A 14026-nucleotide genomic window follows, 5' to 3' on the forward strand; every position below is an offset into this window, starting at 1 on the left:
GGTGTGCGGTGATTTTTTTGTCGTTCCAGACACGCGAGACAAACTGCCTGTCCAGCTGATTCAGTACCGGGGCCACAGTCGGGTCGGATTTCGCCACTGCCGCCAGCACGTCGGGTATTTCCTGCTGCATGGAGGTTGGCAGAAAACCGCAGTCTGTGCGGGGGTAGGTGGTCGCTTTGTGGGTTTCGTAAAGGGACTGGGCAATGGCGAGCACATCATTTGCGCCCATGCCGAATTTTCGGGAACAGACCTGCTGAAGGGTGCCGAGGTCAAAACAGAGGGGGGCCGCCGTTTTCTCCCGCTTCTGTGTCACCTCCAGTACCGTAGCCCTGCCCTGCTGCTGACACAGCTGCCCCACCGCACGGGCAGCCTGGGGATTGATGCAACGCTTTTCCTCATCACAGTATTGCTCAACGGGCACCCAGCCTGCCCGGAACCGGACGCCCTCTTTTTCAATAAGCGCATGTACCTGCCACCAGGGCTTTGGCACGAAGGACGTGATTTCATTATCCCGGTTAACCACCATGGCAAGCGTCGGCGTCTGTACCCGCCCGACGGACAGCACTTCTGACACCCCTGAGTCACGGGCCTTGAGGGTATAGAGGCGGGTCAGGTTCATGCCGATGAGCCAGTCAGCCTGGCTCCGGCCCTTACCGGCATCATACAGCAGGGCTGTTTTTTCTCCCGGAAGAATACTGCTCAGTGCTTCCTTCACACTTGCCTCATCCAGGGCTGATAACCAGAGCCGTCGCACCGCGCCACTGTAGCGGCAGTATTCCAGCAGCTCACGCGCGATAACTTCTCCCTCGCGGTCGGCATCGGTGGCGATGACCACCTCAGATGCCTTTTTAAGGAGCTTACTGATAACGGTGAACTGCGATTTTGTCTGCTCCTTGACGACCATTTTCCAGGCCTCAGGCAGTACAGGCAGAACATCGGCACGCCACGGTTTGCCATACTGCTCACCATAAGCTTCAGGGCTGGCAGTTTCGAGCAGGTGCCCAATTGCCCAGGTCACCACGGTATCCCCCCCGCTGATGAAGCCCTGTTCCCGCTTGCTGATGCCCAGCACGCGTGCAATATCTTTTGCCTGGGAGGGTTTTTCACACAAAAAGAGTTGCATATAGTGCCTCCCGCATCAGCGTTTTTCACCTGCCGCAACCGCGCGGACATCATTCATCAGCTTCGTGACGCCGGAACCGGCCAGACGCTGTGATGACGATGAGCGATAGACGACATACAGCCTGCTGCCGGACCCGTTTTTCTCGATTTCGATATCCAGGTGATCACGCCCGTTCCAGTCTGAGCCCATTTTGTAGTAGCTGCCCGGCATGGCGTCCCAGACCGGATGTGCATCATCTTCAGCCGCCGCTTTCCAGCCCCCGTCATTTGAAGCCTGCCGCAGTGCCTCAAGCTCCTGCGTGGAGATAAATTTGTAATGCCGCTTCAGGCGGGCCGCTGCGGTATCCACATCGACCGGCACAGAGAACGTTTTATCGACGGACTGCATGGCCTGTTGCCCCGCCGGGCTCATCAGCGGCATGCTGCCACTCTCACCACTGCTGCTGCCACCCAGAGTCCTGGTCAGGTTTGCAGCTGTGTCACTGACCTGTTTATTAATCGCAGCCCAATCCGTTGTTGCGCACCCGCTTAATAAAAAGAAGGCGGCAGGAAGAAACAATAAGCGGATCATATTATTTTTCCTCTGGCAGGGGTTTCCGTAAAGGAGGAGAAAAAGAAGAACGCTTCTTACCGGAGAAGATTTCAGGATCGGGTGATCCCAGCTTTTCTTTGGCCTGAAGTGAGGCAGGCGTTTGGGCTGCAATGTCAGAACGATTTACTTTGACGGTCCGGTACAGTCGCAAAACGCCATATACTTTACGAATGAGGTGAGCACCATGACTCAGTAGTTCATCACGCTGGGTGCGGGAAATAAGACCATAATGAGCAGCCTGAAATGCTTTGAGCGCCATCTGATCATAGCCGACGAGTACCCAGACACATCTGTAACCCAGCGGGGAGCGGCTGAACACGCCTATATTAAGAGGTGATGTGGAAACAATATCGGAAAATGATACCGCGGGGGGAACAGACTTCAATATGACTTCAAGCTCTTCAACCCGTTGCTGGATATGCTCGCCAGCTGCATTCAAAAGCATCTCAACTTTATACATCGCCTCATCTGCCCACGGATTATCTTCAATAGAGTCCTGATAGATGACGCCTGAGCGCTTGATCGCCTGTGGCATGCTCATAATGGCATGCCGTCCTTTCTTTTCCCCCGCCTTTGACTGGGATTGCTGGCGACCTTCCCAGAGACGGATAGCATAATTTGAGTGGATCTCGATTTTCAGGGAGGAGGTGAGTCCTCCCGCTTTATCGCTTCGCGTTTCATTTTCTGTAGTCATACAGCCATCTCCTGTTAGATCCCGGTCAGGTTCGACCCGAGGCACTGATACTCTTCAGGTAAGATGTTCCGGACAACAAGAAACCAGATCCGTAAAGAAGTGAATTCTTGATTGAGAGAGGTGAAAAAATTGGTCAAAAGTAACCAAAACATGACTTTGGTGACCAATTAGATACATCCAACGGTAGCGATGTATATTTTTTACACAGTGCGGCTACTGGCGGTACTGTACAGTTTTTAGTCACTGCTGCCACTGGCAGCACTGTACGTTTTTTAGTCACTGCTGCCACTGGCAGCACTGTGCGTTTTTTAGTCACTGCTGCCACTGGCAGCACTGTGCGTTTTTTAGCCGCTTCTGCAACGGGTAGTTTTTTGTTACCGCTCAGCTTTTTAGCTTACTGCGAATATCCCTGACCAAATTACGGATATTTTCCTCTGATACCGGGCGGGCAGAGGTGCGTTGTTCTGGCTTCCACAGCTGCTGTTCAGGACGCCGGGCAGGTTTATGTCCTGCATGCTCAGGCAGATCATCAGCCTGACGGGGCGCATACAACCTGCCCTCACGGGCCTTTTTCATCACGGCCAGCAACCAGCCAACCGGATTACTGAGCCGCTGGCGTGACATCACTTTCTGCAGGCTGAGCAGCACCAGTTCCGCCTGCTCCTCGGGCAGTGCCTGCAGCTGGGCGGTCAGCATGGCAAGATCTTCTGCCGGAATAAGTTCCTTCAGGCTGTCAGGCAGCACAGATTTGCCCGGTACGTACGTATTTTTATTCACACTGTGTGTGATACTACGTACGTAATGGTTCGGTTTCCGAACCCGGGCATAACCGCCTGATTTTACTGGCAGTACGGATTCCGAACTCAGTGGATTTCCATACGGTTCCGTACTGAGTTCGGTTTCCGAACCCGGTGCAGGATGGGGTGTCGTCCTCATCCCATGCCTGGTTTACCTCACTTAACGGACGTTGCTGAAAAGGAACGGAGAAATTACCAGCCGCAGCCGCTTGCAGCAGCTCGCCGATTGAGGCAATCAGCCCGGCCTGCGACACGCTGCCCAGCCCACTTCCGATCAGAGTCAGCCCTGAAGAACGCAACAATTTGCTGTGCAGTGAAATTTCCTGCCCACTGAGCGAACCAATTTGCACAAATCGCACCGCCTTTTCGCCTCGGACAACGGCAGCCGTCATGATATCAAGCGCGCTCTGGCCCCAGAGATAATCCAGCACCACATCAATACCCTCAGCCATCAATGCAGGAAGTGCGGCGGGTAAGCTCTCCAGGGAAAGAGTGATATCCGCGCCTTCCGCATACAGCTTTTCCAGCGCCTGATGATTGCGCCCGGTCGCGATAATTTTCCCTGCGCCCAGCTGGCGTGCGATGCGTACTGCCAGGCCGCCTGAAGTTCCGGTCGCGCCATTAATCAACACGGTTTCTCCTTTTTGAAAATGTGCCCGACGCGTTAATGCCGCCCAGGAGGACATGCCGGGATTGGCGATGGCCGCAGCGAGTACCGGATCAAGCGTTGCGGGCAGCGGCACGATACTGTCGCTCGCCACCCACGTTTTTTCCGCCATGCTGCCCCACGGCGAACTGAATGCCAGAAAATAGACCGGCGCGCCACTGCTGAGATGTCCCGTGCCGTCAATGCCCGCAATAAACGGGTACGTCGATGCTGCGCTGTAGTGGGTTCCCGCCGCACGCGCTTTTGCCAACTGGCTCATCGCGGCAGCGCTCACCGTCACCATCACAGAGTTGTCATCAGTCTGAGTCTCCGGAAAATCAGCATAAACGGGCTTCTCTCCGGCGTGGTATACGACGGCTGCTTTCATTCAACGTTATCCTTTATCAATGAAAATACTATGTGTAAAATACACGCTATATTTCTGTTCAGGTGGCGTCAATGAAAAAAGTGCAAAATACACATAAAAATTCAAACATTGAGGATTTGCACGATACTTTCCTGACGCTGGTAGGTGCTTTTAACCGACCACAGCGGGATGTATTAATGATCGAAAAGTCAGGCATACAGCTCGATCGCGCGCTGTTCCCGTTGCTGGTGCAGATTGGCCGCTTCGGCCCTGTTGGCGTGGTCGAACTCGCCGATCGTGTTGGACGCGATTACACCACGGTCAGCCGTCAGGTGGCGAAACTGGAGGAAATTGGGCTGGCAAAACGGCAAAAGAGTCCAAAAGACAAGAGGATTAATGAAGCTGCAATTACCCCCGCCGGCAAAGCGATGACCGATAAAATTGATGTGACACGCGCAAAACTGTACGAAAATATTTTTTTGCACTGGCAGGCGCATGAACGCGCGGAACTTGAAAGGCTGCTTAAAAAATTCGTTGCAGATTTTATCGTAGTACCGGAACGCGATAAAAAAACCGACAGGTGAATTATCGCGACTACGCCCGCCAGGGTGAACTTGCGTTTGCTGTTTTTATTCGATTCAGGTGCTGAATTTTAATCAAATGCAACACCTGAATCAACGCTTCAGCTGATTCGTCCTCTTTCCAGGGCGATCTCCCCTTTTTCTTTCATCGCCTTTAGCGCGCGGCTTATTGAACTTTTCGATAGCCATGAACTGTTTTCAATAAGATACATAATTGAAAAGCGTCTTTTCAGATGATCGGGTATTTTACTCCACCACCCAATCAGTGAACGGACTTCTTCAAGCGCATTGGCTTTGTTTAATGCGATATAATTTATCAGTTCAGATTGCTGAGCAGACATAATCAACATGGCGTCGTCAAAGAGATCGAATTCAAATACCAGACGCCAAAAATCATCGTGAGGTAGATAACTAATTTTTCCGTAATCGACGCGTTCAAGATATAACGGCATCTTGCTCAGGCCTGGCACCACACCTGCGATGGAGGGTGAAGACAGGATATCGATTATTTTGTGGCCGTTTTGCGTACTAAGAAAGTAATCGCCTTCCTGCAAAAAATAGACGACGCATTGATCATTTTTACCGAACCGATAGCGCCTTTTTTTACGCGATATCTCGTCCGGCTCAGCATTAAGCATGAACGGCGAAAAGATATTAATAAATTTTCTGTAGCTCAACTCCAGTTCAGGACGCAATAGCGAACCTGTCTTTTCAGCTCTGCTGACGTTATTTTCCAGCGTTTGCTGAAATTGTCCGGCACTGGTGCAGACAGAACTCAAGGATTGGGCATTTGGAGTGGAAACATCCTCAGCGCCTGTGAAATATCGTTCCATAATCTTCCCCGTACGCTATCCATGTCATAATCAAAAGCGACCTTCGCCGATCTTAATTAAAAAATTTACAATAATTTTTTTCGCTATCCGTCAAAATCCTCCTGTAACCCGGTAAAAAGCCCGTCATTCATTCATGAAAAATCATTCTGATTTACCTGAGAACGGTGCATTTACTCTTCACTATTACATTTTTTCAGCCTGTGCAACATCGATATTGGCCGTCTTTGCGAGCCTTCTCTGAAGGGACTTTCTCATATTAACAGAAAAAAATGTGGGCGATGAATAAACAGAAGTGTTAACACACAGTTTCAAATGAGCATTGTAAAAAAACTACTAGCCTGCCAAAGCCATTAGCCCAAAAAACAAATAAAATTCAGCATAAAAAACCATAATTACGTCAGAAAAACAGTAAAAAAAACCAAGCAAGAACTACAAGGCATACTAAAACAACAATGCGATAATTTTCTATTCTTTCTTGCCAAGACAAATTCTAAGTGGAAGAATGCTTTCTGTTGTTTAGCTGAACCGGTAACAGGAACAGATTACCCGGCCATACAACACGCATATGTTGAAAGGGACAATCAACCACACCAGCAGGAGGGATCCTTGCCAGCTTTTATCTGTCCGTCAGATAAGGGTCCTGGCTTTCAAAAAACGCATGCACTTAAAAAAACGTCAATGCTTACAGCAATCGTCCAAAAGACGTCAGAAAGTTAAAGCCATTAACGTTCACATAAAAAACATCAGAATAACTTTATAATTGAGCATCACCAATAATAAGCATGGAAAGCATAATGGAAGAATTAAAGACTCGACTCAGGGTAGTGATTTTTTTCAATTTTAATATATTAGAAAAAGCAATTTGTGAATATATTAAGAAAGAAACAGGTGATATCGACATCGACATTAAGGTTTGCAGCGATCATGCTTCTCTGTATGCAGCACTTGAGTCCGGCGACACAGATGTTTTATTTACCGAGTATTATTTTTTACACAAAAATTGTAGTACCGGTGAACAAAAGCAATTAAAGATGCTGTGCAATAAGCGTAGTGTGAAAACACTAATATTTCTTCAACAAACCGATCCTCACTTAATCAATAAAGTTGTTCAAAGCGAGTTTGATGCACTCATCAGCGCCCATGACAGCATTGAGGAGTTCCATCATGCGCTGTGCCATTTGACTTCAGGCACTGAAAAAAGCTTTGTTTCAAAAGTTCTTCGCGAAGCGAAAGAGAATAACGTCAATATTTCTTCAGACGTCGCGCTCACGTCAAAAGAATGGGAGGTTATCTTTCTTGTGGTTCAGGGCCACTCGCTCTCCACCATTGCAGCAAGGAAAAATCGTGCGGTCAGCACCGTTGCGACGCAAAAACACAGCGCCATGAAAAAGCTGAATGTTACGACAAACGGCGAACTGCTCAAATATGCTTATCTGAATGGAATGTTGTAAGCAGATGAAAGTCGATAAAAAATCTTTAATCATTCTGGTTGCTCTCCTGACGGGAGGAAATGCTCAGGGTATTACTTTGCAACAGGCCGTTCTGGCTGCCAGCACGTATGACAGTGAGCTTGCCGCCGCCGCGAATCTGCACGATGCCGAAAGCCAAAAACGTATTCAGGGATTCTCGGGTCTTCTGCCTGAAATATCGCTATCAGGTAATTATTATAAGCAGGATCAGCCGGACGCCTCTTACGCAGCGGGCGTTAAACGTCACAGTTATACGCTGAATATGACGCAGCCAATTTTTGATTTGGCGAAATACGCCACCTGGCGCCGGGCCGATGCCTCAGCCGATCTGGCCGACATTACCTACATGTCAGCACAGCAAAAGCTGATTCAGGATGTCAGCAACGCGTGGTTCACCGTTATCTATTCCCGCAAACAACTTGCTACGTTACAGCAGGAAAAAAGAGCCTACGAGATCCAGTTAAATAAGGTTAAAACGGCGTTACAGGTTGGCGATGGCACACAGCTCGATATTGATGAAGCGCAGGCAAATTTCGATCGCGCCATCGCTGAAATGCTTTCTGCTGAAAATGAGTTGAACAATGCCCATATTAATTTTTCCCGTATGACCGGCCTACCGGCCGAAGACATTCGGGAAGATAATATGCAGTGTCTTTTCCGTTCATCGAATGAGTCTCTTCAGAGCGCCCTTGAGCGGGCGGTACAAAAAAACCTAAATATCGTTGCCGCACGTCATCAGCTGGAAGAAGCGCGTTCAGATATCATCGCCACATCAGCAGCCCATCTGCCGGTGGTGTCGTTGCAGGCCAGCTACGGTGGAAACTGGAGCAGGGGAGAAAATGAAAACGTCTGGGATTCAATTTTTGGCACCACCAATAAAACCAAAAATACCTATGTTGGCGTTAACGTCTCTATTCCCATTTTTGCCGGGGGAAGACAGCTATCGCAAAGTTTCGAATCGCTAAGCCGTCGCGATCAGGCATTGCAACTGCTTGAGGATGCACGCAGAAAAACCATTCAAAACACGCAGATGTCCTGGCTTGGCGTCAAAAATGGCCTTGAGAAAATCAATGCTTATAAAAGAGCCAGTGAATCGGCAAAAAAGAAACTGGCCTCAACCATCTTTGGTAAAGAGGTGGGCTTACGCACCCTGGTCGATCAGTTCAGCGCAGAAAGAGACCTGTTTAAATCTATGCAGGAGCTGACTGAAGCTGAAAATAATTTTCTTAAACAAAAAATTATATTAGCAGCCTCTACCGGTGATTTAGATTATTCGACATTAGATACCTATGTCTGTCATTAACAATAAATAAGCAGAAGAGATATGAGTAACAAATTATTCAGGGACGAAGCCCTCGAAGCAAATCGCTCCAAAGCTATAGGCCGCGTTGCGCTTTATTGCCCACCTTACAGATGGATTCAAATTGGGCTGGTTGCGGTTATCACGCTTGTTGTTATCGCATTTTGTATTTTCAGCAGCTATACCAAACGTGAAACGGCCAGGGGCTCTTTGCTGCCGGTTGATGGCGTCATGAACATTATGGCGATGAATAATGGCACCATTGTTGATCTGAAAATGCATGAAGGTCAGCTGGTTAAAAAAGGTGACGTGCTGGCGACGATTTCTTCAGAAGTAGAAACAAAGCTTGGGCAAACGCGTGAAATGATCGCCGAGCAGCTCAACAGACAATATGAGGGTATGCAAAATGAATTGAAAGACCTTCAAACTCTGCATGAGGAGACAGTGAAGGGGCTGAAAGTCAAAGAAAAAATGCTTCAGGATCAGCTGGCACAGTTGACAAAGATGCACACACAGCGCGTCGCACATGTTGATATTGCAAGAAAACAGGTCAATAAATTCATCCAAATGCGTGATAAAGGCTATGCCTCGAATACGCAGGTTGAACAGCAGCAATCAGCGCTTCTGGATGCAGAATTCAGGCTGCTGGATGTTAACAGGCAGCGTATTGATGCGCAGCAGCAGCTTACCCAGACCCGCCAGCAAATGCGTGAGCAACCTGTTAATACCCGCAACAAACAAAATGAGATTGAACGCCAGATCTCAAGTATTCGTCAGTCACGTGTGGAAAATGAGTCGCGCCGTTCAATTATTGTTACCGCGCCAGAAGACGCGCTGGTCGGCTCCGTGTTGGTAAAACCCGGACAGATAGTCAATGCGGGTCAGTCTGTTGCTTCACTTCTGCCTGAAAACGGCAATCTCCAGGCACGTATTATGGTCAGCAGCCGGGCGATTGGATTTATTAAACCGGGGCAAGCGGTCATCCTGCGCTATCAGGCGTTTCCGTATCAAAAATTTGGCCAGCAGTATGGAAAAGTCGCGGAAATTTCTCGCGTCTCACTCTCTCCGCAGGAAGTGTCTCATATCACCGGTGATTTGCAGGTTCAGGAGTCTTTTTATCAGGTCAGAGTAGAACTGGATAAACAGTCAATCAGCGCCTACGGCCAGGAAGTTAAATTACAACCCGGTGGTGCGTTAGAGGCCGACTTCGTTATTGATAAGCGTCATTTGTATGAGTGGGTTCTTGAACCTTTATATGCCTTGGGTCGTCACGCTTCTATTTAATTATTAAATTTATATTCAGGTTCAGACTATTATGAAATTTTTGAAAGACCTCCAGTTTTCATGGCGAAAGAAATTACCGGTCCTGCACCAGACGCAGGCGGCGGAATGTGGGTTAACCTGCGTGGGTATGATTGCAGGCTATTATGGCCATCAGACCGACATGATTACGCTGCGTCGGGCACATACGACGTCATTGAAAGGCGCCACGCTGGCCGATGTTATGCAGATCGCCAACAATATGGGGCTTTCCAGCCGCGCGCTGCGACTGGAGCTGGACGAGCTGGATAAGCTTCAGCTTCCCTGCATCCTTCACTGGGACATGAACCATTTTGTGGTACTGAAAAGCGTATCAAAAAACAAAATTGTTCTGCACGATCCTGCCCGCGGCAAGCGTGAAGTGCCGATGGATGAAGTTTCAGAATCGTTCACCGGCGTTGCGCTTGAGCTCTACCCAAACTGTAATTTCGAACAAAAAAGCGAAAAAACGCGCCTGTCGATGATGAAGCTGATTGGCAATGTCTCTGGCATTGGTTCGGCATTCGTGCAGGTCATGGTGCTGTCCGTCGCCCTGGAAGTTTTCGGGTTGATGTCACCTTTTTATATGCAATGGGTTATGGATCATGTGCTGGTGGCGGGCGACAGAGATCTGCTGTTCTTGCTCGGCACCGCGTTTATCTGTGTTATTCTGCTGCAAACAGCCATATCCGCATTACGTTCCTGGGTCACCACATGGTTTTCCAGCCTGCTTAGCGTGCAATGGTCAACCAATATCTGTACCCATCTGCTTGGCTTACCGATGTCCTATTTTCAGGAAAGGCATATCGGCGATATTATTTCGCGTTTTGGATCTATCGGTACGATTCAAAATACGCTGACGACGCGCTTTATCAGCTCGATCCTTGATGGCGTGATGGCAATAATCACCCTGTTTGTCCTGTTCAGCTACAACGTTACCTTGACCTACATCGTGCTGGCGACGGTTGCTATTTATACCCTGCTCAGAGCCATTTCGTTTCGTCCTTTCCGCCAGGCGAATGAGGATCAGATGATCGCGTCGGCTAAAGCGCAGTCGCAGCTTCTTGAGTCGATTCGCGGCATGCAGGCGGTGAAACTTAACAATAAAGAGGGAATTCGTGTTTCAAGTTATGCCAGCGAACTGGTGCAGGTCACTAACAAAGGCATAAACATTCAACGATTGTCGATATTCTTTGGCATCCTTCAGGGGCTGACATCGGGAATAAGCCGAATTGTTCTTATCTGGCTGGCGGCTATTCAGGTACTGGATGGCAATTTTTCTGGCGGTATGCTGGTGGCGTTTATCAGTTTTTCCGATCAGTTTATTGGCCGCATGACTGGCCTGGTTGACGCCGTCATTGATTTTTCGATGCTTCGTCTGCATGGCGAACGTCTGGCAGATATTGTGCTTACGGAAACCGAAGAAGATACTGAAAGTCTGGTAGCGCTGGAAAAAAACAACCAGCCTTGTCGTGTTGAAATCAAAAATATTAACTTTCGCTACTCTGAAAATGAACCTTTTATTCTTCATAACACCAGCTTTACTATTGAAGGCGGGGAGTCAGTCGCTATTGTTGGCCCCTCAGGTCAGGGTAAGAGTACGTTAGCAAAAATTCTTTTGGGGCTGCTTCGCCCGGAATCAGGCGAGGTATGCATTAACGGCACGGATATTAAAAAGCTGGGAATGAAGCATTATCGCGACCAGGTTGGCAGTGTCATGCAGGATGACATACTTTTCGCGGGTTCAATTATGGACAATATCTGCTTCTTTGATGCCAATTATAATGAAGAAAAAGCAATGAAAGTGGCGCAGCTTGTCGAGATTCATGACGATATCATGCATATGCCAATGGGCTATAATAGTCTGGTCGGTGATATGGGCTCATCTTTATCAGGCGGACAAATTCAGCGATTATTACTTGCTCGTGCAATCTACAGAGAGCCAAAAATCCTTATTCTTGATGAAGCGACAAGTCATCTCGACGTTGCCCGGGAAAGCGCCATCAACAAGGCTATCTCAGGCATGGACGTTACCCGAATCATTATTGCGCATCGCCCTGACACTATTAAGAGTGCTGACAGGATAATCTTTCTGGATAAAGGAATAATCCGAGAAGTATCCAAAGAGTCTCTGTTCCCGTGAAAATAGATTTTATTCTATTGCCCGGAATATTGCTCATCCATTAATATTCATACCGCAGCAAATAGTTTTACCACGAATAATAAATTAAGGAGATAAAAATGCGTGAATTGCAACTTTGTGAAATCGATAACGTTTCTGGTGGTTCTTTTTTTAGTTCAGTAGGGGCGATGATTCTTGGTGGTCTTGCTGGTGCAACAACCGGCATGATGAAAGTAGGTATCGCTGGTGGTAATACCGGTGGCATTCTGGGCGTAGGCGTTATTGGCGCACTGGTTGGCGTCGTTTTGGGCTTGAGTTTTGGCGCAATTCAGGGCGGCATGTATGGTTTGGTAAACGACTGGGATAAGACGTTGGAATTATTTAATAATCTTACCGAGCAGTGGATGGACCTGTTAAACAACAACCCTAAATAAAAAGAATATAAAATGAAATTACTTTCAAAATGTGATTCAAAAAAAGTTTCTGGTGGTAACCTGAGCAGCGACATCATGGATGCATTAAATCCGGGTCGTACACCATCTGAAAAAGGGGACTGGACGAGCCCTTCAACAATTGATTCTCCGGCGATTGGCCAGGGTGATGTATTCGGTAAGATTTTTGTTGGCGTCGCTGCTGTTGCCGTCTCAATTTTTGCCGTAGGTTTGGGTGGGATTTTTAGCCTGTTCAACCGCAAGTAATCATATCTGATTGGTAATCTTATCAGTCATGATATCGATAGTGTAGTAACGCAAGGACCCGGTCTCAGAAGGTTTTTCTGAAACCGTTTTAGTAATACTGAAAATATGTTTAAGGATTAACAAATGAAAAAGACTCTTGTCGCATCTCTCATGACTGCCGCACTAGGCGTTGTATCATTCTCTTCATTCGCAGCACCTGCACCAGCAGGCACCATTACTATCAATGGTAAACTGACCGCTGCAACCTGTACTGTAAAAGTTAACAACAGCGCAACTGGCGACGGCATCGTAAACCTGCCTACGCTGTCCACCAGCAAACTGGCTACCGCTGGCGCAACGGCTGGTGAAACCAATTTCCTGATCAAACTGAGCGCATGTAACCCACAGACCGGTACCGTTCGTGCCTATTTTGAATCTGGCGCTAACGTTGATGCTGCTTCTGGTCGTCTGAACAACGCTGCTGCATCCGGCGGCGCTTCAAACGTACAGGTTGAGTTACTGACCGCTAATGCTGATGTTCTTGCAGCGGGTAACACCAGCCAGCGTGATGTTGAATCCAACAAAGTAACGCTGAATGCTGGCGCTGCCGATATGTCTTATATTGCTCGCTACTATGCAACTGGCGCAACCACCGCTGGCGATCTGCAGACTGCTGTAACGTATTCAATCGATTATAATTAATTTATTAATTATTAATTGATCATAACGTTTAATCGGGGAGATCCTCCCCGATTTATTTCGCAAGGATAGCGATGAACATTCAAAGTAAAGTTAAATTAGCCCTCTCCATTATGCTTTTTTCACTCACTGCTCAGGTACATGCAACGGTTGTGCTTAACAGCACACGCGCTATCTATAACGAGAGTGAAAAAGAAGTTATTGTTAAAATTGACAATAAGGGCGAAAAGCCTTCTCTGCTACAATCATGGATTGACACAGGCGATAAAGATAAAAAAGTAAGCCAGATTGATGTTCCTTTCATCATTTCTCCGCCGGTGGTGCGTATTGAACCCGCTCAGGGGCAAAGCCTGCGTATTACATATACAGGGAACGAGCTGCCCGCCGACCGTGAAAGCGTTTTTTGGTTAAATGTATTAGATATTCCCCCCCAAGCCGAATCAAGCTCATCGAATGTCATGCAAATGGCCTTTCGCACACGTATCAAGCTCTTTTTTCGACCTGACGCTATCAGAGAAACCACATTTATCGATGCCACAGATTTGATTTCATGGCGTGATAGCGGAAGAAAAGAGGGTGCTTACAGTATTATCGATATTATTAACAGCTCCCCATTACATATGACCTTGTCTACCATTGAAGTCAGACAGGGAGAGAAGAAAACAGAATCTATCACTGGAAATATGGTAGCGCCATTTTTAAGCGAATCATACAAAATTAAAACGTCATCGCTGAAAAATGACCCGCATCTTTTCGCAAGCTACATCAACGATCATGGTGTAGTGACGCTAAAAGAAATCAAAAAAGATTAGACCAAAAAACATTCAG

The 14026-nt window shown here is 47.7% G+C and carries 15 protein-coding genes; 9 read left to right on the top strand and 6 right to left on the bottom strand.

What is annotated here, in order from left to right; all coding sequences use genetic code 11:
• The 5 genes from GS12_RS08370 to GS12_RS08390 all read right to left on the bottom strand — a co-directional run.
• Positions 1–1123, bottom strand: a 1123-nt coding sequence (locus GS12_RS08370) for a DNA topoisomerase (RefSeq protein ID WP_034945828.1), incomplete at its 3' end; no start/stop codon positions are given.
• Between the two features lie 15 nt (positions 1124–1138).
• Positions 1139–1693 (bottom strand): hypothetical protein, encoded by a 555-nt coding sequence (locus GS12_RS08375; protein WP_034945830.1) that lies wholly within the window; start codon positions 1691–1693, stop codon positions 1139–1141.
• A gap of 1 nt (position 1694) precedes the next feature.
• Positions 1695–2408 carry a PFL_4669 family integrating conjugative element protein gene (locus GS12_RS08380; RefSeq protein WP_034945832.1) on the bottom strand — a complete coding sequence of 238 codons (714 nt, stop codon included), beginning with the start codon at positions 2406–2408 and terminating at the stop codon, positions 1695–1697.
• Between the two features lie 381 nt (positions 2409–2789).
• Positions 2790–3152 carry a hypothetical protein gene (locus tag GS12_RS08385; RefSeq protein WP_235421115.1) on the bottom strand — a complete coding sequence of 121 codons (363 nt, stop codon included), beginning with the start codon at positions 3150–3152 and terminating at the stop codon, positions 2790–2792.
• 46 nt (positions 3153–3198) lie between these two features.
• Positions 3199–4239 carry a quinone oxidoreductase family protein gene (locus GS12_RS08390; RefSeq protein WP_235421117.1) on the bottom strand — a complete coding sequence of 347 codons (1041 nt, stop codon included), beginning with the start codon at positions 4237–4239 and terminating at the stop codon, positions 3199–3201.
• A 71-nt stretch (positions 4240–4310) separates the two neighbouring features.
• On the opposite strand from GS12_RS08390, the gene GS12_RS08395 reads away from it, so the two are divergent.
• Positions 4311–4802 (top strand): MarR family winged helix-turn-helix transcriptional regulator, encoded by a 492-nt coding sequence (locus tag GS12_RS08395; RefSeq protein WP_034945834.1) that lies wholly within the window; start codon positions 4311–4313, stop codon positions 4800–4802.
• Positions 4803–4900: 98 nt separating this feature from the next.
• On the opposite strand, the gene GS12_RS08400 is transcribed toward GS12_RS08395, so the two are convergent.
• Positions 4901–5632 (bottom strand): transcriptional regulator, encoded by a 732-nt coding sequence (locus GS12_RS08400; RefSeq protein ID WP_235421121.1) that lies wholly within the window; start codon positions 5630–5632, stop codon positions 4901–4903.
• A gap of 794 nt (positions 5633–6426) precedes the next feature.
• Here GS12_RS08400 and GS12_RS08405 point away from each other — a divergent pair.
• The 8 genes from GS12_RS08405 to GS12_RS08440 all read left to right on the top strand — a co-directional run bounded on the left by GS12_RS08405 (position 6427) and on the right by GS12_RS08440 (position 14010).
• Positions 6427–7083: a LuxR C-terminal-related transcriptional regulator gene (locus GS12_RS08405; protein WP_160279912.1), complete on the top strand. Its 657-nt coding sequence runs from the start codon at positions 6427–6429 to the stop codon at positions 7081–7083.
• A gap of 4 nt (positions 7084–7087) precedes the next feature.
• Positions 7088–8404: a TolC family outer membrane protein gene (locus GS12_RS08410; RefSeq protein ID WP_034945840.1), complete on the top strand. Its 1317-nt coding sequence runs from the start codon at positions 7088–7090 to the stop codon at positions 8402–8404.
• Positions 8405–8425: 21 nt separating this feature from the next.
• Complete coding sequence (locus GS12_RS08415; RefSeq protein ID WP_034945843.1) at positions 8426–9685, top strand: HlyD family secretion protein; 1260 nt, start codon at positions 8426–8428, stop codon at positions 9683–9685.
• 31 nt (positions 9686–9716) lie between these two features.
• Positions 9717–11843 carry a peptidase domain-containing ABC transporter gene (locus tag GS12_RS08420; protein ID WP_034945846.1) on the top strand — a complete coding sequence of 709 codons (2127 nt, stop codon included), beginning with the start codon at positions 9717–9719 and terminating at the stop codon, positions 11841–11843.
• Positions 11844–11941: 98 nt separating this feature from the next.
• A complete protein-coding gene (locus GS12_RS08425; protein ID WP_034945850.1) occupies positions 11942–12256 on the top strand; it encodes a hypothetical protein in 315 nt (104 codons plus the stop codon).
• Between the two features lie 12 nt (positions 12257–12268).
• Complete coding sequence (locus GS12_RS08430) at positions 12269–12520, top strand: hypothetical protein (protein ID WP_034945852.1); 252 nt, start codon at positions 12269–12271, stop codon at positions 12518–12520.
• A gap of 123 nt (positions 12521–12643) precedes the next feature.
• The gene (locus GS12_RS08435; protein ID WP_034945855.1) at positions 12644–13201 is read left to right on the top strand and encodes a fimbrial protein; all 558 of its coding nucleotides are present in this window, start codon (positions 12644–12646) and stop codon (positions 13199–13201) included.
• Between the two features lie 71 nt (positions 13202–13272).
• Positions 13273–14010: a fimbrial biogenesis chaperone gene (locus tag GS12_RS08440; protein WP_034945857.1), complete on the top strand. Its 738-nt coding sequence runs from the start codon at positions 13273–13275 to the stop codon at positions 14008–14010.
• Positions 14011–14026 lie beyond the last annotated feature (16 nt).

The organism is Erwinia oleae, from assembly GCF_000770305.1.
In the GTDB taxonomy this organism is placed as follows: Bacteria; Pseudomonadota; Gammaproteobacteria; order Enterobacterales; family Enterobacteriaceae; genus Erwinia; species Erwinia oleae.

Bases quoted from the DNA above. Each gene is read 5' to 3' on its own strand.
- GS12_RS08375 (WP_034945830.1), bottom strand. From the start codon at position 1,693: ATGATCCGCTTATTGTTTCTTCCTGCCGCCTTCTTTTTATTAAGCGGG.
- GS12_RS08380 (WP_034945832.1), bottom strand. From the start codon at position 2,408: ATGACTACAGAAAATGAAACGCGAAGCGATAAAGCGGGAGGACTCACC.
- GS12_RS08390 (WP_235421117.1), bottom strand. From the start codon at position 4,239: ATGAAAGCAGCCGTCGTATACCACGCCGGAGAGAAGCCCGTTTATGCT.
- GS12_RS08395 (WP_034945834.1), top strand. From the start codon at position 4,311: ATGAAAAAAGTGCAAAATACACATAAAAATTCAAACATTGAGGATTTG.
- GS12_RS08400 (WP_235421121.1), bottom strand. From the start codon at position 5,632: ATGGAACGATATTTCACAGGCGCTGAGGATGTTTCCACTCCAAATGCC.
- GS12_RS08405 (WP_160279912.1), top strand. From the start codon at position 6,427: ATGGAAGAATTAAAGACTCGACTCAGGGTAGTGATTTTTTTCAATTTT.
- GS12_RS08410 (WP_034945840.1), top strand. From the start codon at position 7,088: ATGAAAGTCGATAAAAAATCTTTAATCATTCTGGTTGCTCTCCTGACG.
- GS12_RS08415 (WP_034945843.1), top strand. From the start codon at position 8,426: ATGAGTAACAAATTATTCAGGGACGAAGCCCTCGAAGCAAATCGCTCC.
- GS12_RS08420 (WP_034945846.1), top strand. From the start codon at position 9,717: ATGAAATTTTTGAAAGACCTCCAGTTTTCATGGCGAAAGAAATTACCG.
- GS12_RS08425 (WP_034945850.1), top strand. From the start codon at position 11,942: ATGCGTGAATTGCAACTTTGTGAAATCGATAACGTTTCTGGTGGTTCT.
- GS12_RS08430 (WP_034945852.1), top strand. From the start codon at position 12,269: ATGAAATTACTTTCAAAATGTGATTCAAAAAAAGTTTCTGGTGGTAAC.
- GS12_RS08435 (WP_034945855.1), top strand. From the start codon at position 12,644: ATGAAAAAGACTCTTGTCGCATCTCTCATGACTGCCGCACTAGGCGTT.
- GS12_RS08440 (WP_034945857.1), top strand. From the start codon at position 13,273: ATGAACATTCAAAGTAAAGTTAAATTAGCCCTCTCCATTATGCTTTTT.